At 37.2% G+C, this 21,937-nt stretch carries 24 protein-coding genes; 3 read left to right on the forward strand and 21 right to left on the reverse strand.

The window, feature by feature from the left end:
- Window positions 1–55 precede the first annotated feature (55 nt).
- The 3 genes from I6E82_RS06870 to I6E82_RS06880 all read right to left on the reverse strand — a co-directional run bounded on the left by I6E82_RS06870 (window position 56) and on the right by I6E82_RS06880 (window position 1,755).
- The gene (locus I6E82_RS06870; RefSeq protein ID WP_197117258.1) at window positions 56–691 is read right to left on the reverse strand and encodes an SGNH/GDSL hydrolase family protein; all 636 of its coding nucleotides are present in this window, start codon (window positions 689–691) and stop codon (window positions 56–58) included.
- 8 nt (window positions 692–699) lie between these two features.
- Window positions 700–1,209 carry a DsrE family protein gene (locus I6E82_RS06875; protein ID WP_197117260.1) on the reverse strand — a complete coding sequence of 170 codons (510 nt, stop codon included), beginning with the start codon at window positions 1,207–1,209 and terminating at the stop codon, window positions 700–702.
- Window positions 1,210–1,281: 72 nt separating this feature from the next.
- Window positions 1,282–1,755: a flavodoxin family protein gene (locus I6E82_RS06880; protein WP_197112995.1), complete on the reverse strand. Its 474-nt coding sequence runs from the start codon at window positions 1,753–1,755 to the stop codon at window positions 1,282–1,284.
- 76 nt (window positions 1,756–1,831) lie between these two features.
- On the opposite strand from I6E82_RS06880, the gene soxR reads away from it, so the two are divergent.
- From soxR to I6E82_RS06895, 3 genes are all read left to right on the forward strand, one after another.
- Window positions 1,832–2,290 carry a redox-sensitive transcriptional activator SoxR gene (gene soxR, locus I6E82_RS06885; protein ID WP_024607319.1) on the forward strand — a complete coding sequence of 153 codons (459 nt, stop codon included), beginning with the start codon at window positions 1,832–1,834 and terminating at the stop codon, window positions 2,288–2,290.
- Window positions 2,291–2,749: 459 nt separating this feature from the next.
- On the forward strand, window positions 2,750–3,391 hold the full coding sequence (locus tag I6E82_RS06890; protein WP_197117262.1) for a hypothetical protein: 642 nt from the start codon (window positions 2,750–2,752) through the stop codon (window positions 3,389–3,391).
- Window positions 3,381–4,466 (forward strand): rhomboid family intramembrane serine protease, encoded by a 1,086-nt coding sequence (locus tag I6E82_RS06895; protein ID WP_197112991.1) that lies wholly within the window; start codon window positions 3,381–3,383, stop codon window positions 4,464–4,466. Before I6E82_RS06890 ends, I6E82_RS06895 begins: the two co-directional genes overlap by 11 nt.
- Before the next feature lie 60 nt (window positions 4,467–4,526).
- Here the strand turns inward: I6E82_RS06895 and I6E82_RS06900 are convergent, their stop codons facing one another.
- The 18 genes from I6E82_RS06900 to I6E82_RS06990 form a co-directional block, all read right to left on the reverse strand.
- On the reverse strand, window positions 4,527–5,027 hold the full coding sequence (locus I6E82_RS06900) for a transthyretin-like family protein (RefSeq protein ID WP_231616880.1): 501 nt from the start codon (window positions 5,025–5,027) through the stop codon (window positions 4,527–4,529).
- Window positions 5,028–5,391: 364 nt separating this feature from the next.
- Window positions 5,392–6,558 carry a lipase family protein gene (locus I6E82_RS06905; protein WP_101216324.1) on the reverse strand — a complete coding sequence of 389 codons (1,167 nt, stop codon included), beginning with the start codon at window positions 6,556–6,558 and terminating at the stop codon, window positions 5,392–5,394.
- A gap of 30 nt (window positions 6,559–6,588) precedes the next feature.
- On the reverse strand, window positions 6,589–7,107 hold the full coding sequence (locus I6E82_RS06910) for a DUF6795 domain-containing protein (protein ID WP_197112983.1): 519 nt from the start codon (window positions 7,105–7,107) through the stop codon (window positions 6,589–6,591).
- 137 nt (window positions 7,108–7,244) lie between these two features.
- Window positions 7,245–8,024, reverse strand: a complete 780-nt coding sequence (locus I6E82_RS06915; RefSeq protein WP_197112981.1) for a hypothetical protein — start codon at window positions 8,022–8,024, stop codon at window positions 7,245–7,247.
- Between the two features lie 82 nt (window positions 8,025–8,106).
- Window positions 8,107–8,373 carry a hypothetical protein gene (locus I6E82_RS06920; RefSeq protein ID WP_197117264.1) on the reverse strand — a complete coding sequence of 89 codons (267 nt, stop codon included), beginning with the start codon at window positions 8,371–8,373 and terminating at the stop codon, window positions 8,107–8,109.
- Between the two features lie 105 nt (window positions 8,374–8,478).
- Window positions 8,479–9,060 (reverse strand): hypothetical protein, encoded by a 582-nt coding sequence (locus I6E82_RS06925; protein ID WP_197117266.1) that lies wholly within the window; start codon window positions 9,058–9,060, stop codon window positions 8,479–8,481.
- Complete coding sequence (locus I6E82_RS06930) at window positions 9,060–9,824, reverse strand: ChaN family lipoprotein (protein ID WP_197117268.1); 765 nt, start codon at window positions 9,822–9,824, stop codon at window positions 9,060–9,062. Before I6E82_RS06930 ends, I6E82_RS06925 begins: the two co-directional genes overlap by 1 nt.
- 3 nt (window positions 9,825–9,827) lie before the next feature.
- The gene (locus I6E82_RS06935; RefSeq protein ID WP_197117270.1) at window positions 9,828–10,127 is read right to left on the reverse strand and encodes a hypothetical protein; all 300 of its coding nucleotides are present in this window, start codon (window positions 10,125–10,127) and stop codon (window positions 9,828–9,830) included.
- Between the two features lie 42 nt (window positions 10,128–10,169).
- Window positions 10,170–10,652 carry a hypothetical protein gene (locus I6E82_RS06940; RefSeq protein ID WP_197117272.1) on the reverse strand — a complete coding sequence of 161 codons (483 nt, stop codon included), beginning with the start codon at window positions 10,650–10,652 and terminating at the stop codon, window positions 10,170–10,172.
- Between the two features lie 60 nt (window positions 10,653–10,712).
- Window positions 10,713–11,210, reverse strand: coding sequence for a hypothetical protein (locus I6E82_RS06945; RefSeq protein ID WP_197117274.1), 498 nt, complete (start codon window positions 11,208–11,210; stop codon window positions 10,713–10,715).
- A gap of 29 nt (window positions 11,211–11,239) precedes the next feature.
- Window positions 11,240–11,992, reverse strand: coding sequence for an immunity 49 family protein (locus tag I6E82_RS06950; protein WP_197117276.1), 753 nt, complete (start codon window positions 11,990–11,992; stop codon window positions 11,240–11,242).
- A complete protein-coding gene (locus I6E82_RS06960; protein WP_231616882.1) occupies window positions 11,979–16,832 on the reverse strand; it encodes an RHS repeat-associated core domain-containing protein in 4,854 nt (1,617 codons plus the stop codon). Before I6E82_RS06960 ends, I6E82_RS06950 begins: the two co-directional genes overlap by 14 nt.
- A complete protein-coding gene (locus I6E82_RS06965; RefSeq protein WP_197117278.1) occupies window positions 16,832–17,683 on the reverse strand; it encodes a hypothetical protein in 852 nt (283 codons plus the stop codon). The genes I6E82_RS06960 and I6E82_RS06965 overlap by 1 nt, the downstream gene beginning before the upstream one ends.
- Window positions 17,680–18,708, reverse strand: a complete 1,029-nt coding sequence (locus I6E82_RS06970) for a hypothetical protein (RefSeq protein WP_197117280.1) — start codon at window positions 18,706–18,708, stop codon at window positions 17,680–17,682. The genes I6E82_RS06965 and I6E82_RS06970 overlap by 4 nt, the downstream gene beginning before the upstream one ends.
- A 1-nt stretch (window position 18,709) precedes the next feature.
- On the reverse strand, window positions 18,710–19,000 hold the full coding sequence (locus I6E82_RS06975; RefSeq protein WP_024607335.1) for a PAAR domain-containing protein: 291 nt from the start codon (window positions 18,998–19,000) through the stop codon (window positions 18,710–18,712).
- Window positions 19,001–19,033: 33 nt separating this feature from the next.
- Entirely contained in the window at window positions 19,034–19,390 is a 357-nt protein-coding gene (locus tag I6E82_RS06980; protein ID WP_024607336.1) for a hypothetical protein, read from the reverse strand.
- A gap of 7 nt (window positions 19,391–19,397) precedes the next feature.
- Complete coding sequence (locus tag I6E82_RS06985; RefSeq protein WP_197117282.1) at window positions 19,398–21,275, reverse strand: type VI secretion system Vgr family protein; 1,878 nt, start codon at window positions 21,273–21,275, stop codon at window positions 19,398–19,400.
- Between the two features lie 73 nt (window positions 21,276–21,348).
- Window positions 21,349–21,828 carry an Hcp family type VI secretion system effector gene (locus I6E82_RS06990; protein WP_024607338.1) on the reverse strand — a complete coding sequence of 160 codons (480 nt, stop codon included), beginning with the start codon at window positions 21,826–21,828 and terminating at the stop codon, window positions 21,349–21,351.
- Window positions 21,829–21,937 lie beyond the last annotated feature (109 nt).

Here is a 21,937-nt window from a genome sequence, read left to right on the forward strand (position 1 = left end):
TATCACTACTTTATTAGATGATTGCATAAGTCGCATTAAATTCAAACAGATCGATTCAAGAATTATTGAACGAATTTTGAATAAACTGAGTGATTTTAGCGCTTACCGTTAAATGCTGATTACTTTCAAAGTGAATCCCATCACCGGCTGTTACATTAATAAATGTAGTAAAATCAATAAAAGTACATTTATGAGTAGCCGCAACGCTTTTGAATGCACTAGAGAGCTCTGTTGCTTTTATATCTGCACCTTCGTAAATACGCGAATACTGCTCGGTGATTCTTATTTTAGGTGGGCTAGCAATAATAATTTTAGGAAATTTTAAAGTACTACCTTGCTGATAATAAATATGTATTGAGTTAATTAAATCATTTAAGCCACCTGCTATTAAACTAGGTGTTAAATTAAAACGTTTTTTAAGATCGTTTGTACCAAGGGCAATAATAATAAAGGCGAGCTCATGCTTATCCAAATAAGGCTTTAGATAACTAACACCATTAAGCACGCCATCAAACGGTGGATTATGCACTAACGTGCGGTTAGGCTGCCCTGCCTCTATTACGTTAAAGCCACACCCTAAGTTTTTATTTAATAACGATGTCCAACGGGTATTTTCATCAAAGCGTTTTCCCGTTACAGGGTTTAAACCCCACGTATTAGAATCACCAAAGCAGAGAATATTTTTTGTCATGTTAATTATTAAAATGGATTGAGTGTATAACCCTGCTGTTGCAGCTGGGCATGTGCTGTCATCGCCGAAAGTGACATTTGCACACCTTCAATTAGTTGTTCTGGTGCTACTTTATAATGCGTAGCCGATTGCCCACATACATAAACCACGGTGTTATTGGCCAACAATTGCTTTATTAAACTTTGATTTTTGTTATCTGCTTTAAAACGTTCTTTATATTCACTATTAGCCAATACATCAACGCTAGCACTACCATGTACCACTAACGCTAATTGAATGTTATCTGGCTTTACACCGTGTGCTACATGCATATTAATAAAACGTGCAAGTGAGTTTATTGAATTGTTCTGCTCACCTTTTTTAGCGCCATCACCAACATCAAAGGCTATTTTGAATACCGTAGAGTCATTTATCTGAACATGCTCCGGGACACTATAAAAGTAACCAAAGTCTTTAATAAGGTTTTCATCCGCTTGCGAAAATGGGCTTATAAATAAAAGCAATAATAGGTATTTCATAAACAATCCTGTGTTTTAAATAAGTTAACCTATTTATAAAACTAACAGAAGCAAAGAAAAAAGGGCAGCTTATCATGCTGCCGATTGAGTGTTTTTATGATGGTGGTTAATAAACTGCATACCTAAATAGCTAAATGTTCGTTTAAACATTTCTACAAAAATATCAGGCGCTTCAAGCGATGATGCGTTTGATAACAACGAAAAATCTTTATTACGTAAAGCCCGTAACTTCGGCTTCAAGGTTTCGTCATCCATGTAATCTGTGATCCTATCTATAAATGACTTCATTTGTACCGTAGTGTTATACCAATAAACAGGAGACGCGAACACCCAATGGTCGTACTTTAAAAGTGCTTCAAATAGCGCGTAAAAGTCATCATTTTTATAGTTTTTGTCATAACAATACGGCGCAATTTTATAATCATCCAGACAAATTACGCGCACATCATTTTGCTCGGCAAAGCTATTAACATGGGCTGTGGTATTGCCGTTTTTTCGTGCGCTTGAATAAATAATAACAGTATTACGCTCAAGTTTTTGTTGCATTTAGTTAGCTCCTTTTTTAATGTGGTAGAAGCTTAAAACCTCAAGTTATATTGAGGTCAACTGAAGGATTAAAATAATGCCACTAGGACAAAAAAAATTAACCGAAGCTAACCTAACCGTTGGCTATGTAGCAAAAAGAAGTGGTGTAAAAGTATCTACTCTTCACTTTTACGAAACTAAGTTTTTAATTAAGAGCTGGCGAAATAATGGTAATCAGCGACGTTATAAACCTGATGTATTACGCCGTGTAGCTGTAATAAAAGCAGCTCAAGCGATGGGAATTACGCTCGATGAGATTAAAAACACCTTAGCTACCCTACCCGACAACCGCACACCAACAAAACAAGACTGGTCAGCACTTTCAAAACATTGGCAAGCGCAACTTGATGAGCGAATTGCGCATATGCAACGCCTGCGCGACAAAGTAGACGGTTGTATAGGATGTGGTTGCTTATCACTTAAAAGTTGCCCAATTTACAATAAAGATGATCATTTAGGCGAAAATAAAAGCGGCGCTGTGCTTTTAAATACATAGTCTTTGCCTGTATAAAAAGTTCTTCACTTTTGTATAACAAAAATAAATACCCCTCTTAGGCGTTGGGCCAACAACGCCTTAAATATAAAGGCTAACTACGCCTCATTATTGAGTTATTAAAGAAGGTTTTTTTAGTCCGTTTATTGGTAATACGTTACTTTGCTAACAAAATAGCCTCAGGTACTACAAAAACTCTCTATTCATTAATATAGAGCCATGCATATTGAGCCATGAACTCGCGTTTAACTTTTTCGCTAGATGATTTAATTAGACAGTTTAAAATAGCTTAAGTACCCTCTTTATTAAGTATTTAAGCTAAGCCATACTTAAGTGACTACTTGTAGATATAGGTAAATACATTAAAAGTATATTCAATACGAGTGGCTATATTGCTAACTGGTTAATTTTTAAGTATTCTTGTACGCCTAAAAAGGAAGCAATTATTCAAGGAACGAGCTGTTGGAACCAACTAGTCACATCCCAGAAAACAATAAAAAACCACCTATAGTTACTCAAAAATTTTCGCAAGCCCTTAAAACAGCTGATCATAAAGAACTGAAAAGCACTGGCTTTTGGTTAAATCAATTTTTTATGGTTATTTCTACTGTCTTTGGTGTTTATTTGGCGGCTCAAAGCGGCTTAGAGCAAGCACTTAAGTTTGATTCATTTAGCAAAATGGAAGATAACTACTATTTACGTACATCGCTCTATGACGAAGTTAATGATAACGCAAACACGGTAGCTGAGTATGCAGAACGCTTAGCGAAGAACCCACCAAAATCAGAAATGGAATTTTTTAAACCCACACTTGAGCAGTACATATGGAAAACCATGCAGTTTTCTCCTACTACGCTTGAAACACCGAGTAAATTTTTAACTAGAATACGTCGATTTTATTCTCGAGCTGATTTTGTCATAAATGCCGCAATAGATCGAAAAATATCAGCTAAACAGGCTTCTATCGAATTAGCAAAAATAACAAACTTAATTAAAACTCAAACACTCCCTGCATTAAAAAATAGCGCAAAACAATTAAAAATGGAATTACAGCAGAATGATATTTCTGTTGGTTCGTTAAAGGAACTTACAAATGCCAACTAAAAGCTGTCCACATTGTAAAGATCATCCACTAGAAGTAACCAATTATCAGGGTGAAGAAATAGATATTTGCCGTGAATGTGGTGGCTTATGGTTCGAAAAAAATGAAGTAAATCGCATGATTTCCGAGATAAATGACGGCCCAGAAGGTGATAAATTTGAAACTCACTTTGGTGAGCCATTGGGCGTTTCTGAGCTTGACTGCCCGGATTGTAAAAAAAATTTAGAACGTTTTCACTTACTGGAAGCTTTTCATACCGAAATTGATGTTTGTAGACACTGCGATGGTACTTGGATTGATAAAGACGAACTTGAAAGTGTTGAAAAAAGCCCTGAAATAAAAGCGAGTTTAGGCGAGCTAAATCAAAAAGTGAGTTGGAAAACCTACTTGTTCCAATTTTTAACGCAAATGCCTGTTGAATATAATATTAAACCACAAAAGACTCCTTGGGTAACTCGCGGCCTTATTGTTTTAAATACATTGATTTTTGCACTTTATTTTTTAAACCCGAGCTCGTTCAGCTATGTCATTGATAACTTTGCCATGACACCTGCAGATTTAAGCAAAGGTAATGAGCTATGGACTGTATTAACTTGCGTATTTTTACATGGTTCAATAATGCATTTAGTTGGCAATATGTACTTTTTATACATCGTTGGCGATAACTTAGAAGACGTGTTAGGCCATAAACGCTTTTTGTTATGGTATTTAGCCTGTGGACTACTCGCATCGTTTGCAAGCTACATTGTAAGCCCAATGTCTACAATTCCAGGCGTGGGTGCAAGTGGCGCTATAGCCGGTTTATTTGGCATGTATTTAATGTGGTTCAGACACGCAAGTCTTACTTTTATATTTATAATTTATCAGAAGAAGCTTTCTGCAGTATGGTTTTTTGCTATTTGGTTAGGATTTAACATTTTTGGTGCAATAACAGGCCCAGATGGCATTGATTATGGTGCGCATATTGGTGGTTTTATAGCAGGACTGATTATTGGTTATATTTTAAAAAGTAAAATATTAGAGCAAAACCCTATAATTCGTTTACTAAACCAAAAAGAAGCGCAACTTAAACGTTAATTAATTTAATAAAGTCATCAATAATAAATTGGTGACTTTATTAAATCTCACTACATAAACTTATAACTTACAGCGAGTATATACGGTAAAAAAATGTCCTGTGTTTTTAATCGGTATATCGTATGTTATTGGTTCTTTGGTAAGTTCACATTCTAAATCAATCAATTTATCAGCAAGTAAGTCCTGTTGCTCTGTAAAAACAGTACTTAAAATCCATAATACTGAATCATCAGCATTTTTATTTTTTATATGAATACTTTGCATTAAAGAGCTATTAAAAAACATGTTTGAAGGCTTTGAACTACGTATTGTTTTATTATCGAAATAAAAGTAACCATTGTTATCACTTTTGGCTTCATCAATATAAGTATCACCGTAAATCAGCTCTCTTGTCACTGTAACGCCTTGTTGAGGCTCACCATTGCTTAATAATCTGCCTTTAATAGACAACGACAACGTAACGTCTTGCTTGTTAAAAAGGCTAAACATATCTGCACATCCCTGCATTGGTATTAATAAAATAAGTGTTAAAGTTACACCAACCAACCTTGTAGTGATCATAAAAATCCCTTTCGTATTTATATTTGTACACATTTAGCTGCTTTGTGAGTGGTATTAGTTAATCGTTTGAGTGTTTAACGTTTATTCAAACGTAGTAAAAGATAAATATGGCATATGCTCCAGATTACTTTACAGAATTAAAAGCACTTTAATTCTACTATGCGATTAACTCATCGTTGATATATGACGTATAGGACGCGGCTGCTTAGCATGCAGGTTAACGATGCATAAGCAGGCGACTATTTAAGAGGAGAATATTACGCAGTAATACTTTTAATTATCAATCGTAAAACGGATATGAATTAGTAAAAAGCATAACGGTCGGTAATAACTAGCCGTATAATTTACTAAATAGTATTTTAATTTAATCTAAACCATTTAGGCCATCTTTCGCGGCGCGGTATAAAGCTTTTAAAGTGTCATCAAAAACACTTCTTATAAAGTTGTAAGTGAGCTCAACAGCACCCGTAATAACTTTACCTACAAACGCTAACATGTGCCCAAGTAACCCTAATGTTTGAGCCGCAAACGAAGCCGAAGCCTTTGCGATTTGACTAACTGTGCGAGAAAGCATGTCGTAGAATGTTAAGCTTGTTCCAATTGCAGCTTGAGCTGCAACTGCGCTGTAGTACCCTGCATCTTTTAATAACGTAATTAGAGCTGCATTTAGCTTATCAGCCCACTGAGATCCAAATGAAGCTTGATTTCTATCTTCAAACTTTAAGCGTACTGGAGTACTCAAAAAGTGGTTTGCTTTTACTGTTAAGTTATTCCAATCATTACTATTTGCTGTATTAATATAACCTGGTGTGCCGTTAAGCTTGTGAGCAGCGCCTTTTAAACCTTGCCCGTTATCAAGCCGAATTTCTTGCCCATTATAAGGTGCATGCGAAAACGGCCATAAAGGCACTTTAGCTACAGGATCTGCGCCGTGGGTACAACGATATATTTTATCGAGTCTTGATGTCGTCGCCCTTGAGAAAGGTTCTAAACCAACCCGAGGAGAGCCAAACGTATAAAGCTTTACGGGTAGAGAATATTCAGCTTTGATCCAATCTGCCGACAATGCGGCTAAAGCTCCACCTAAACTATGGCCAACCACATGTACACAGCCTGTCATTTTATCTCGGACATTTGCTGATACAAATTCTTGTATTGCAGGCTTCATAGAATAAAACGTTTTATTAAAACCCGCATGCACCATACTGCCGTTTGAACCACCACTTAAACCAAAGTTAGCATCCGTTAAACCATCACGTAAAGACGCTGTACCTCTTATAGTTATTACAGAATCACCTTGAAAATCCCCCTGCCCATGCCCCAATAACCCAAACCCAGTGCTCAAGCCAAACAGGTGAGAAAAAAAACCACCTGATATGCCTTGTACGGCGTCTTGATTTACACCAAAGTTAAAGTTACCACGTAAGGATGGATGTAAAGAGTTGTTTAGCAGCTTTGTGCTTTTAATACTTTTTGCTTTATAAGCAAGAGTGGCTATTTGTACAGCTTGTGTAGGTGTTAAAGTATTCATAAAATTCCCTTTAAATGAGTATGCTAAAAGTTAAATTTTACATGCGCCATAAATTGTAAAAACATGCTCTGGCGCCTCTTTAATAGGTATATCGTACGTTTGGGGTTCTTTAGAAATATCGCAAACTAAACCTTTAAGTAGCTCACTTAATGTATCGCTATCTTCATGTAGCGAAATAGTGACATACCAAAGAACAACGCCTTCAGGTGTCCCATTTTCTAAATAAACATGCTGAACCAATGATTCGTTATCAAACATGTTTGAAGGTTTAGATGTTTTAATTGTTTTTTCAGGAAAAGAAAAATGCCCATTATCGTCTGTTGTTGCTTCATCAGTATATTCATCGCCGTAAGTTAGCGTTCGCGTCACAACGGTATTAGCAACTGGCTGACCGTTATTTAATAGCTCACCATTTAATGATGCTGACAAAATAAAATTATGCTTTTTCGAAAAGCCAAACATATCTGCAAAAGCCTGTGTAGTAGTAAAAAAAACTAAGGTAATCGTCACTATTACCAATAAAAAAACCTTTAAACGCGATAAAAACAAAGCAAATACTCTCCCAAGCCTTAGCTATACATTACTTCAAGTATATGGCTATTTAATTACACTAATCATGCTCATACTAAAAAGTAAGTAAACATACTAAATACTGCATGTTTTTCAATCAAAAAACAATCGGTAATTTAATTATAAAATAGCGTATATATTAATTTACCAATACTACTAAACGCGATACCGCCCACAAGCAAAAAACCATATATAAAACTAATAGCACCAGCTGAAGGATCGCTCTTTTTATCAATTTCTATACATGCCGTGCACACAACAAAAAATATAAAAAAGTTAGCAATAACGCCTAAAATAAAAGCATTACCGAACAACGGCGATACGCCTACAAAAACGGCACTCAATAATATAAACGAGCCTGAAAGTGAATGTTTATTAAACCGGCTTTCTATTATTTTTATAGCTAATGTGGCTAGCATAAAAAGTAAAAAGTATAACGTTGGCCAAAACTGATAATATAAATAGTCCCAGTTAAAAAGATCACCTGAAGTTGATGAATAAGCTTGCTGGCCTAAGTCGGCCGGTGTGGCATTCGATGCATTTTCGGTAAAAAGATACGCTACCCCACCAATAATCCATTTTATAATCCAAAAAAATACAAAGCTGGCAACAGTAAACCCAATAGCGTCACCCCTTGTTAATCGCTTTTTAGCTTTGTGCTTTACAATAATAGCAAGCATTAAACCTAACAGGCATACACCTCCTAAATAAAGTACTGCCTGCCAAAAATTATCAGAGTAAAAAACAGCTAAACCTGGCGCGATAAATAGATACATAGCATCTTCATTATCTAGTGAACGGCTTGAAGTACTCTGCTCTGATTCTTTAAAAAGAGCTAAATATACAAATAAAGGCTGCAAAAACAGCATTAAAATACTCGTGGTAATAAGGCTCATACATCATCCTTAATGAGAAAAAACTAATGCAGCACACGTGCTGCATTAATATTAAAAATTGAGTGTGTAATTATGAAGGGTGTTATAAGTTTATTTTTTGAAAATATGTTTTAAGCTTTAAAAGCCCCGACTCAAGTTCAAATTTTTGTATTTTAGGATTTTTAAATTTAAACCCATTAGAAATATGGGTATTAATCATCGCTGCCATGCCCTCAAACCCAGCTGGCGCTGTGGCAACTAAATCGCTCAACAAAGGGTTTATAAGCACTTGATGCTCTTCTATTAAAGTTGGGTCTTCATATATATCGTAAACAAGGTTAGTTAGTGTTTGTTGGCTTTGTTGTTCCATATCATTTCTATAGCGCCTTAGCTTAGGCGTTTATAGCTCCTTTAAAAGTGCAATAACTTTAATGGTTTGTACTAATTATAAATAGTTTAAGTAAATGCTAATTTCTTAATTATCTAAAGAAATACCCGAATCCTTAAGTTGCTTTTCAAATATTTCTTTTCTAATTTCGTCATAATTACTTTCATCTAAAAAGCGTTTATGTTCAGCAGCCTTTTCTGAGTTGCCTAGCTCAGTGTAAATTAAATAAAGATCTTTATGAGTCCTTTGCACTCTCATTTTCTCTTTAACTTTATTAATATTATCAGTGAGGTAGCGATTATAAAGGTTTATAGACTGTGTTAGATCTTTAGTAACAAAACGTCCAGTACTGTATACATACGCTAAAGCTAAAATACCATCAGGATCGCCTTCTTCGGCATGCTTTTTTGCCTCAGCAACATAGCGGCTTCCATCACCTGTATGAAGACCTACCAATTCAAGAGCTTGCCAATTTCCCATTTTATAAGCTTTTTCACACCAAGCATCAAGTTCTTGAGGCGCATGCATTAAGCTTTTTTGACATTGGCGCATGACTTTATCTTGGGATAAGTTAGGATCATTAATATCAAGTTTAGGAAAAAGAGTCCCTGCCATCGCACCAAAACATATTACGGTAGTAAAAAGGAAAGTAGCTATTGTTTTCACCATTATAGCCCTTTCATATGAGCTGAATTTTCAGGTAAGTGAACCTGATAAGTTGTCACTGCAGATTTAAACGGGAAGCCCTCTCGGTAAAAGTACTTTTGCTTAAGCGCTTCTTTTTCATCAGAGTAACCCTCACAATCAGTTTGTGAGTAACAAACTGACCCACCAATAAAGTCGATAAATTTAATTTTTAAAATACCTTGCGCTTTTATCAGTGTGTCTAGGCCTTCTTGATAATTAGTAGATCTCACAGCGTGCCATCTATGCATAAAAGCAATAATTTTATTCTGCTTAGACGTATTTAAAATATTACTAATATTTTGTGTCCAGACCATATTTCTTATTGTATGGCTATTAAAACAATTTTCTGCGACTGAATTATTGTAACTACATGAAGCGTCAATCAAATCCATTTCATCTAAAGTTAAATCCAAAGCAATAATTTTTAATCCTAACTCTCTAGCCGCTTTAACTAGTTCACCATAACTATTTGGTACGCCGTAGCCCCAACCCCAGTTATCATTAAAATATTGCTGAATAACATTAAAGCCTTTACCAGTACGTTGATAAAAATCTATTTTCTCCTGCATAGATCTTGGTAGCATTTCGATTGCAAAGTGAGTAAACCCAAAAGCTTTCAATTGTCTAAGTGCTTTAATAGCCTCAAATTTATAAATAGCTGGGTTATGGCTAGATTCACCAAGCATCACTAAGCGTGCATTAGCGGCCATTGTTTTATAATTTACATCCGTGTTTATTTTATTCATTACCTATCCTTGTTTTTCATTTAAATTTTCAAAACACCATCTATAAAATTCAATAGCGTCATTATTTTCAGAGCTGTAGGGAGCAACTGCATATTCGTAGCTCATTGCAAATAAAAGCTCTTGTGCAGTGAAATTACAAACTTCACTTTTTAAATAACATTCCTTAACTCCACGCCATAATTGCATTGCGCGACTTACGTAGTCATCACCCCACTTTTCTTTAAATTGCTTGCTGGGGTTGTTTTTTAAAGTAAACGAAGCTACGTCTTGAAGTGTTAAGTGGGTCGTGTTTATACACATCATAATAAATAATCAGAACGCCTCTGTAAGGTATTTACTATTAAATTAATCGATTACGTCAATCTCTGTGCCAAATGGAACCATTAATGCTTTCTCCACCATATGCTCTACTTTTTCGTCATTTAGCCCCGACAATGAATCAAATAGAGTCTGACTAAACAGCAACGGTTTTTTAGCCTCATCCCTACTAAAATCTGCAAAAGGTGAATTGTCATAATTCTCTGACACTTTAAACCCTTTCAATTTACTTACTTGAAATTCAAGGCTTTTCAAATCACCTAGCTTTTTAACGTAGTCAGTTATCTCTTCATCATCTTCCGGAAAATGGTATAAAAAAACACCACCTTCTGGTAAGCGGTACTTTTTAACGCATTCATCGCAGTACCAAGTTAAATCATAACTATCATCTAGGAAATCGATTGCATATGGAATTGGCTTTATCTTCCTTTTGCTTGTCATGCTTTTTGCTAAATGACTACACACCTTTTGTGCTGTAATAAATTTATTTATCTCTTCTTTTGTAGGCATTATTTCTCCGTTATTGTCTAAGCAAAATATTAAAGCATCTTTTAAAATCGATTGAATGTTTTACTCTTCTATTAACACTACGATAGATTTATTCTGCTCAGCGGCGTCTCTAAACGTAACAAAGTAGCGATCGCGAACTATTTCATAAGCTTGCGGGTCGAGCTCACCAGCCCTATGCTCAACATCATCTACTAGGCCTTTACTTTCACTATTATCTATATCAACCTCAAAATACTTTTTTAGCAAAGGAAATAGGTCTTGCACCATCTCACTTGAAAAAAAGCCAAAAGAACCACTTATGTTAGCATCGGGGCCAATTAATTGATGAGGAAAATAGTTAAATGTACAAACTGGCAACAACCCTTGGCCACCTACCACTGCATCAAGTAACTCAATAGCAGGAATAAAGCCACGCATGTTTAGCTCTATAGATTGCCATCTAGTAGCTTCATCTTGGGTTATATCTAACAACTCTTGGTATTTTTGCTCATCACTTAAATTCAATGTTCTGGGATAAACATCTTCATCAACAATAAAAAGATTAATTACACTACTCATCATTACCTCTTAAAATTGGTGGGATAGATTTAATCATTAATTAGATATAACGGTAAATAAAGTGAATCAGTTTTACACTGCCAGCCATGCATATCTTTACCCAATTTAGCCATACTGAGCGCATTTAATGACATAACCGCATTTCCATCTTCTTTGAAGTCACCGTATTTACACTCATCAATGTGCCACGCAATTACTTTGTCAATGCTTGATTGCCATAATAAATCATCGCCAATGGTAAGACCTTTAATGGCCTCAATAAGAGGAACAATGCATTGTTGTACATCTTTATCTTTAGTTGATTTAGCCTCAGTAAGCGCATTTTCAATTTCTTCTTCCGGCAGTACTTGACCTGTGCCTATTTTAATTAATAGATGATCATATAAAAAAATAGCTTTCTTAGTCACGCTGCTGGTTGTAAAGCCATCTGCATGTTCACGTAATTTGCTTATTATTGATTCATCACCAAACAACAAAGCAACATTTAACTCACCTTGAATTGTCCACTCATTGTTGTGTCCTTTTAATTCAGGATCAAAGCCTGTTAAATACGCGAATGGCGCTGCTTTTTTTAAATAACACTTAGCTTCTTCATAATCTTCTAAAACGTAGTGTGCATATGCCAACTCTTGGTACTCTTCAGAAAGTATTTGTGCTGCTTCTTCTTTATCTTCTTGAGAAGCTAACGGATCGTTAATATCAGCAAGCCTGACCTCTATTACCATAGGTGAATCTTCAAAAAGTTCTTCAAATTCGAAATCATAATTATTAAGTTTTAACATTCTTTTTTTCCTTAGGAAGAGACTGTGATACACCGCCAACAATTCTACCGTCGACCTCTTCAGCTTCAATAACTAGTTTGGTAACTTTTGGTTTCTTTAGTTTTATAGCTTTCAAAAGATCTTTACCTAATTTATTCTTACCTTCGTATTTTTTAGATTTACTCATCGATTTCAAGCTATTTTTAACCCATTTATTCGTCATCTGGTCGCCTTTTTTTGCACCAGTTAACAATTTAGCACCAGGGCCTTTAGCTTCAACAACAAAGTACTCAATGACTTTGTTGTTTTCGTCTCGTTTAGCCCAGACCTGATCGACTCCTGGACCTGGTCCAAAGCCCATTTCCATTTTTGCTGGAGGTGGAGGGTCTGAAAACTCTTTTTCCATATACATGGAAGCACCGAGTTCACCTTTAGCCTCTGTAATCTTGGCTTTAAAAGCACCTTGCCTTCTCTTAGAATCACCTTTATCTATCGATTCAGCCAGTCGATCTTCGTAACGCTTTTTATAATCAGCAACTGCTTCTACATGCTTTTCAAGTGTTGTTTTTTCAGGCACCTTTTTTTCAGGTGGTCCAATTTTCCCTTTCATTAGTTTTTTTGTAAATAACAGAACTTTTCGATCTTCAATGTCAGAGTTATCAGGAACGTTCTCAATACCTCCAGCTTTCAACACATCAAATACATGCGTTAAACAACTTTGATTAACAGGATCATATAATGGTGTGTCCAAATTCTCTGGATTCCAATCAGCTCTATCGAGCGCCATGTCGCCTTCTCTAAGTAGCTGCCTTTGTAAGTCACTTGCTGCTAAAGCATTTGGTAATCTAATAGTCGTTTTTTCAATCGATTGCCCTGCAAAGTCTTCCTCATCGAAACCGATGATAAGTGTATTAGTTCTTGTGCCATCCTCTTCAATGCCACCATGCTGATGAGTTTTAGTGGTATCGAATTTTGTTTTAACTTGAATCGCAAAATGCATGTTTTTACCATGCCCAATTTTTATAATTGTGGCAGTCCCTTCCTTACAACTCAACCCAAACGGGTCCACCCAATTCACCGGGTTAGGTGCATATTGATAATGGTTTATCCCACCCACTAACCCTATTGGGTCTTGGTTTATAAAGCGCTGCTGTTTGGGGCTGTAGTAGCGATAACGGTTGTAATGTAAGCCGCTCTCTTCGTCTAAATACTGCCCCTGAAAACGAATTGGCTGAGTGAAGCTGTTTTTAGTATCGGCTTCTGGCTCTTGATTGGGCTCTTCGTAGCCATACACATCGGCTTGATTTTCCCACACCACTTCTGCTTTGTTGTTTGTTACAAAACGTGGGGTGTTAAGTTGGTCTAGGTGGTAGTAGTACACCTCACCTTGTTTAATTAGTGCTACTGGGTGAAATTGATTTGGCAGGTTGATATACCAGGTATATTCACCGTGTTGGCATTCGCCGATTAACTGGTCGTTATCCCAAATGTAGTCAATTTTACCGTGTTCAGTGTGCTTGGCAATTCGGCGACCTAATGGGTCGTAGTCGTATTGCGTGAGCGTGCCGTTGTTGTTAAAACATCTTAACTGATTAAACGCGTTATATTCGCGGCGAGTTTTAATGCCTTTACCAGTTTCGCGTATTTGGTTACCGAATTCGTCGTAGTAAAAGTCGCTGTCGCCAAAGTGTGTTAGGCGGTCGGCGTCGGTAGCACTGTTTATTGTGGTGTTGTTAGTGCCTTCATTGTTTACTACTGAGTCTGCGTTGCTACTATTTTCACTACTATTTGGCGCTAACTCATTGTATTCGCTATGGGTGGCGTGTGTTAAATCAATAGAAGAACTGGCTGTATGCTCATTACTGGCTGCATCATGTTCTATACCCTGCTCGCCTGTATCTCTAAGGTCTGCATCGCTTGTGTTTGATTGCACTGTTTGACTTTGCGGGTTACCAAAGCTATCCCACTGGTAGTGTGTGGTTGTATCAGCACCTGTTCTTGCCAGTGTTTGTTGTATTAACTGCCCGAGGCTGTTGTATTCAAAATTGATATTTTGGCTGCTTACGCCTTCGTTTTTACGGGCAATGAGCTGGTTTACGCTGTCGTAGTTATACGTACAGGTATCAAATAATGCTTGCGCTGGGTGAGTAAGCTGTTGCTGCGTTAAGCGGTTAAATACATCAAACTGTTGAGTAAGGGTAATGCTGTTACCAAACTGCTGGGTTTTAATATTACCTTGGCTGTCGTAACTTAATGTTACAAGCGGCTTTGCGAGCTCAACCTCTTTGCTGTTAGTTTGGAGTAAGTTAATACCGCTTAGCTGGCCAAACTGGTTGTAGCTGTATTTAAGCGTGGTTGAATCTGGCAGTGTCAGGGTTTGCCTTCTACCGTATTCGTCGTAGCTGTACTTTAGGGTATGTGCTTGCTGCTGGTTATTAACTTGCTCAGCGCACAATAGCCTGCCGCCTTTATCAAAGCGTTGTTTTAGTGTTGATTGCGCGTTGTGGGCGCGGGCAATTTTACCTTGCTTTGTGTAGCGGTAGTAATTGGCGTTATTAACGATATGAGCGTCGCTTGCAAGGCTTGCATGCTGCGCAGTTACACGGCCTAGGCTGTCGCGCTCTATTTTTACATGGCGTTTGTTGCTTTGTGTTACTGAGGCTAAGCGGTTACAGGCATCGTATTTATACTGCTGTAGCGTCCCATCAAACCCAGTTACTTGCGTTGGGTTTTCGTTAGCGTCGTAACTTATGCGGTATACGTGGCCGTCGCTTCGCTCAATGGCCGTTAAGTTTCGCTCTTTGTCGTATGTTAAATGCAGTGCGCTGCCATCGGGCTGAATAACACAATGCGGTTGGCTTAACCCTTCAAAGTGTTGCTCTGTGGTGTCGCCTTTGCTATTTTGCGAGCTAATTAATCGCCCAGCTTCATCGTAGCTAAAGTATTGATACTGTTTATTTTCAGGCTCTTTTTCATCAAAGGCAATTGTTTGTGTAAGCTGGCCGTGCTCATTGTATTTATATTGAGTGAGTAAGCCTGCGTTATTAAGTGTGGCATTTACGCGGCCTAGGCTGTCGTAGCTGTAACGTATTAGCTCATCGTTGTGGTGTTTTGCTAATAGCTCGCCTTGCTCGTTCCAAATAAACTTAGTGATTTGGCCGTTTTTATTAATATGCTGGGTTAACTGGCCGAGCTTATCGTAGCTGTATAACGTAGTGCGGCCATCGCCAAAGGTTTCGCTTTGTAATAAGCCAGCCACGCTGTATTTGCGCGTAATGGTTTGGCCATCAGGTAAGGTAGTTAATACACGTTGCCCAAGTTGGTTGTAGGCAAAATGTGTTTGGCTACCATCTGGCTGCGTTAGTGTTTCTAATTGGCCATAAGGTGTGTAGTTATAGCGCGTTGTACTGCTATCTGGCTTTATTTCACTGAGCTTTTGCCCTTGCGCATTGTATGTATATTGCCAAACATTGCCGTTAGGATCGGTATGTTTTACCAGTTTACCTTGTGCGTTATGTACAAAGTGCTCTTTATGACCGCGTGAGTCTATACAGGTTGTTTCGCCGCGCTCAAGGTTGTATTCAAACTGGTAAGTATAAGTGTTGTTATCGCCCCATTGTTTTATACATTTAGCACTCGGTGAATAGCTATCCCACTCAAAATGGTGGCTAAAGCCACTGGCTCGGGTACGCTTTGTTAATAAATTAGCGGCGTTGTAGGCGTAGCGCTCAGTTTCGTTTTGCTGATTAGTTGACTGAACAAGGTTTTTGTTTTCATCATACTCGTAGCTTGCAAGCAATGGCGAAAGTAATTGCTGTTTGTTATTTTTGTCAGTGTGGTACGCTGCTATTTTGCATAATAAACCTTGCGCGTTGTAGCTAATAATACAGCCACGTACTTTGTTTACTTCTATACGGTGTAGCCGCTCTTTTGCATCGTAATAAAACGCGATGCTTTGGCCTTTTTCGTTAATTATTTTTTCAAGCAACCACGCGCTTTCGCCTGGTTTAAAGGTAAGGTGTTGATCGTCTGGCGTTACAAGTACTTGCTTACCATTTGTTTGGTAATGTAGCGCAAGGTTACTACTTAACTGATAGCTTGATTGGCCAGGTTTTACCTTTTCAAATTTATGTTTAGCACCATGCTCGTCTTGGTACTCTAACCAGTAAGTCCCTTTTTGCTTAGGGCCTACTTTTGGTGGCGACAAGTAATGCTCACTAAGGCTTGCCATAAAATCATGGCGCCAACCATTACCCATTGTTGTGCACACATCAGCATGTGATGAGCGATACAAACGTCGCCACACTAATTGGCGACTGCCTGCTAGGGTAAAATCTATAAGCGGTAGGATTTCTTCGCCAGAGAGCATTGATACCGGATCTGAACGGCACTCTTGATTTGTAATTGACTCTTCGCTTGCAGTGCTATTACTTGCTCCACCCGTATTTTTAGCGGGCGCTTGAGAGGCGTTTTTACCTGAGGCTGTAGCGTTATTTTTATTGTTTGATTTTTTATTTCCAGCCCCACTGTTAGTGTTATCATTGACTTGAATTGAAGACTTAACTTTTTCACGGAAACATTTGATAGAACCAGCAGCAATCGCGACTATAAGTGAATTAGCAGTTTTACGTTGTCCGTCAGCTTTTGTTGCATCAGCACCTATACTTATAAGTAATTTAATAGCATCAAGACGTTTAGAGGGATCGTTTGTAAGCGTTTCACTTATCTGATCGACTAAATTACTTGCACTTACTGTATTATTAGTTACAACAGCTTCATAACCTGAAGGCGCCTTTGCAGCACCAGCAGTCAGGCAAATTGAGTAACTTGTTCCTTGTAAAACAACTGGATTACTTTGCATTAGTTGTGTACTTCCTCACTTATCCATAAGTATGATGCAGCCCCTTGGTGCTTTGCTTGTTCTTGCGAAATTATCAATGCATTTTTGCAATGACTTTCGATAGTGGGGCTGGTTGTTAATTGATACAATACCACTAACCCTTCAAGTGCACCTATTTGACCTAGCTTGTAACAAGGTAGCTCATATTGTGTATTCTCATTAATTAAATTACTGAGCAATTGTAACTCGTTTAACCATACTTCACTTTCTGGGTTAACACCGTTTCCTGGGGCGAAGATAATATCAATGGGCTGCTGGCTTTGATCAGCTAACCGAGTAAACATACCATTTAATTGATTATGTTTAATAAAGTCTACCGAGGGCACTATTTCATTGCTTATTTGCGCCCAACCTGTTGCTTGCTGCTCAAGGGTTGTAACTGCTCCACCAATACCCTGGTAACTATATTGCCCTTGCTTATTCGCTTTATAGATTGTATCAATCGCAATTACATTCACTTTTACCCATTCATTTTTTTTAGCCAAACCAACAGCAAAGTGCACACTAGACGCACCATAAAACAAAAAGTGTTGAGCATGCTCTGGATATAATTGCTGTAAACTACTTTGGAGCACCTGTTTAAGCTCACTCTGATACGACAACGCAGGTAAAAGCCAAATTAAGGGGGCATTTAAATTTTTTACTTGGCCCATCAACTCTTTTGATTTAACGATACAATCGTAAATACACACTTCCCAAGATTGCCAATTAACTTCACTCAAGCTACTTGTTTCGTCACCGTATAATAAATCGTCAACACTTTGAGCTGTTGGAAACGAAAAGTAATCAACCATTAAACTAAAAGCGTTCATACCGGTGCTCCAACGTTTACTCTTTTAGCATTAACATATTGATTATATGTGTATAAGTTAAAAACTGCTTGGCTGTATGAATCCATAGCAGACATTTGTATCGCATTTAAATGTTCATTCAATGCTTTACCAGCGAGTAACCTTTTTGACGATAATTCATTTTCGTAAGCTGGCCAGTTAAGCTGCAATTGTTGCTGAAAAGCTGTGAATGCTTGTAGATCACCGCTACAAGCTTGCATTTGTATTTCAAAGTTGACAAGTAAGTCTAACTTTTCACCTAAAGTACGTTTCATTAGCGCAACTATTTGCTCTGGCTTTTCTACTGTATGCAAGGCTGTATTAGCAAGCGGTATGAATTTTACAAAACCACTTTGCAGTAGCACTTGTAAAGTGCCAGCTACAGATAATATATTGCTTGCATGATTACTGACGGCGTTAACTTGTTCTGAACTAAGAGATAATAAAAAAAGTGACATTAACGGTGAGTTAACAAGCTCACATTGGTTAAGGTTATCAAAAATACCGATTAGTTTTTTTGTATCAGATTTACTGGTTACAACTAAAATATTCTTTATAGAATCGAGTGCCTGTTTTGATACTTTCGCTTTGGGGGTGTGCGCTAAAAGTAAAATAGTTATATCAATTAGAGGTATTAAATTAAGGCTATGTTGCTGAAGTAAAACCTTACATATGATAGATTTTTCTAATACGCTTAATTTGGGTTCATCAAGTAAGTCATTGATAAAATTAATATTTACGTTTTGCGGTAGGTTTGCCATTATTTCAACACAACCTTGCGCAATAACATTTTCACTGTAGCCGTCTTGAACAAAGTCAATAAGCTGCTCTAAAGTCGGTATTATAAATTCATGGCTTAAATTATTACGTTTAGCCTTTAACCAAGATGATTCTAACAGCCTTTTTTTTAACGATTTAACATACCCTACAGAAGTAAACGGACAAAGTTGAGCATTACTAATAATGAGTAATTGATCTTGGTGATTACTTATATAGTTAAACAGCAAATTAGCCACCGATCAAAACGGTAGGATTTCCAACAACAATTTTTCCGCCATGAGAGCTATCATCTCCCATTCTTGCTGCTGGTTTACCATTAATTTTAACTGAGCCAGAGCCTGTTTTAATACTGTCAGGTGGCCCTATACATACCATCATATCGCCTTTACGCGCTGCTGGCATACTTCCTATCAATACATTGGTCGAGCCTAAAACAATAGGGCCGCCAACATGAGGCACAGTACCTGTTGTTTTAGGACACACATGCATGTGACCAATTGTAGCTGCGGGCTTACCCATTTAGACTCCTTGTCTAGTTATATTTGATTAATGCTATTCGTATAATGGGATGATTAATAATTTACTTTGTTTTACTAAAAGCGATAACTCTTCAATTAATTCACTCTTAGTATAATCTGAAAGCGCCACCATACTTTGCATTGCATATTGATATAATACTGAAGTAACATTTTCACTGTTTAATGATGTATGCAAGTATATAAAAAACTGTTGAGCGTAATAGCCATCCATCGCCTTTAAATGATTTAATGCAGGATTTAGCAATGGATCATTTGGCTTGTTAATTGGTAAACATATTAAATGAGGCAAGCCATAACGACAGTATACAACGTGCCCGTTGTTATTTATGCCATTCCTAAGACCACTTTGAAAACTACTTATTATTTCCATAATCACACTAATTTAATTTAATTACACCAGCAGATAAAGTAATAGCACTGCCATCAACTTTTATATTACTACCTTTAATGTCTATATTAGTGCCTTCGATAGTTATATTGCCACTGCTACTCATTTTAATTTGTGCTGAGCCTGTTTTAATAACAATCTCATCGCCTGCTTCTATATTTAAAGTTTTGCCTACTTTTAAAGTATCGCCTTCACCAATATCAGCAAGACGGTTTTTAGCTACTTTTAGACTATCATTATTAGCAATTTCTGCTTTACGGTCATTACCTATTTCAATATTATGATCGTGATCGGTTTTGTCATTTTGATCATTTTTGACATAAAGCTGTTTATCTTTTTCGGCCTGTATATATACAAGCTCACTGCCTTTTTTGTCTTCAAACCTAAGTTCGTTAAAGTTATCTGCGCCACCTTCTTTAGTTGAACGCGTTTTAATACCGCTTTGCGTTTTCTCTGCAGGCAATGCATATGGAGGCATTAAATCAGCGTTATAAATTGCACCACTTATAATAGGCTGATCTGGGTCACCATTTATAAAATCAACTAATACTTCTTGGCCTACTCGGGGAAAGAAAAATGCCCCCCATTTTTTCCCGGCCCAGTTTTGTGATACTCGAATCCAACATGAACTCTTTGAATCTTTTTTACCTTCTCTGTCCCAATCAAATTGAACTTTTACACGGCCAAATTGATCTATCATTATTTCGTCGGCGCTATCACCGGTTACTATTGCAGTTTGCACACCATTTATTACAGGCTTTTTCTTATTAATTTGTGCTCTGTAAGGTATTTCTTTTGGTACACATTCAAAGTGATTTGAGTAAACTTCTTCTGCGGAGCCTTGTTGGGCGCCAGACTGATTTGGTACTGTTATTGATGTCATCATTGACGTAATAACAAATGTTTTACCTTCAAGCCTTGGGTCTTCATGCTTTTTAAAAGCAAATAGTTTACCAACGGTAAATGAACGACAATCGCTTTTACCACTAGATAACTTCATATCTCTTTGAAGCGACTCCAATTGCACCGACGCCATACTTGCTGCACGAGGGTGGCATTCAGATTCACCAGTATATTCAAATATTTCAGATACTGATTGAGTTGGCAATTCAGGGTTTGCTTGTTCGCCGTCAGGATATCTTGATGGCTGTTTAAAGTCATAACCTACACGTCTAAAGCTGCCTGGCGCTATGCTTAAACCACCTTGCCAGCGCGACACATGCGATTCACTAAGGTGACCTGTTGAATAAACTACTTTCGCCTCACCACACACTTCATAAGCTGTAATATCGTCAGCTAAAACTAATGTATGGTTACTTTTTGTGTGATCAAAAAAGTAAAAAATACCTTCGTGCTGAAGTAAGCGTTGAATAAAATCAAAATCAGATTCTTGATATTGAACACAATATTCATATTTAGGATAGGTTTTGCTCGTTTTATCTGAAAAGGCAACGTTATGTTGGCCAAATAAGTCAGCAAAAATATCTTTAATTGTTTTCTTTTGAAAAATGCGGCTGTTTTTACGATTTCGCATAGACGCTGCGAAAGGAACAATAGTCGCTTGATAATCTATATAATTTTTTTGCTCGTCAACATCAGCTGTACGACTACCATTTGAAACCAAATGACTAACAATACCGTGATAATAACGCTCACCACCGCCTTCTGCATTTCTTACTTTAATAGATACAGGTTTACCAACTAAATCTTCATGCGCTATTTGCTTTCCAATAGTGTACATATTGGCAGACATTACAAATAGATCTGACATTGCCTCTTGGGCAACAAAACGAGTTAAATAGAGGGCATCTTTACCAGCAGGGGTGCTAATTTGAATTACGTTTTTGTCTTGTGTTGCTTTTTGCATTCCTTGCTTTTCCTGTCCTAAAGATCAAAAAAAGCTCTGAGCAATGCCCAGAGCTACTATCAGGCAACAAATATTACATTTGTTGACCTTTAACACCGCTGTAACCGTATACAAGTGGAGCAGTAATGTTATTTTTGTCGTCTGTAGGAGTAACAGTCATCATCATTTCTGTGTAGCTGATAGTGATTGTTTCGATTGGACGATCGTTCTGTACTGATACAGAGTAGCTAGAAATCATTGCATCTGTTAGTTCGATTTTCATGATTTCTTCAACTTTATCACCTTGTTTAGTGATATGGAAAATAGCAGGTAAACCCTTACCAATTGTAGCTTCTTTGAAAAGATCCGGAGATGCTTTATCTTGAAGTTTAGTAATTGTTACGTCGCCTAAACGAGTCGAGCTAGATTCACGGTCCATTGCTGTACCAGTCGCTGAGCTAATTTCACGGCTAATATTCCAATCAAGAGATAATACTGTGATTAAATCTTTGAATGACTCAGCTGTAGTTTCGCCTTTGATTGAACCGTATTTTAAATATGTATTTGCTTGCATTTGATAATGCTCCTTTTAATTAAACAATGTTATCCATTAATACTGGATTATTTACTTTGGTTTCCCAAAATTCCTTTGAAATCATTATCTTTATAACAGCAATGAAAAG

Origin of the sequence: Pseudoalteromonas sp. NZS11 (assembly GCF_015864765.1) — a bacterium.
Classification (GTDB): Bacteria; Pseudomonadota; Gammaproteobacteria; order Enterobacterales; family Alteromonadaceae; genus Pseudoalteromonas; species Pseudoalteromonas arctica.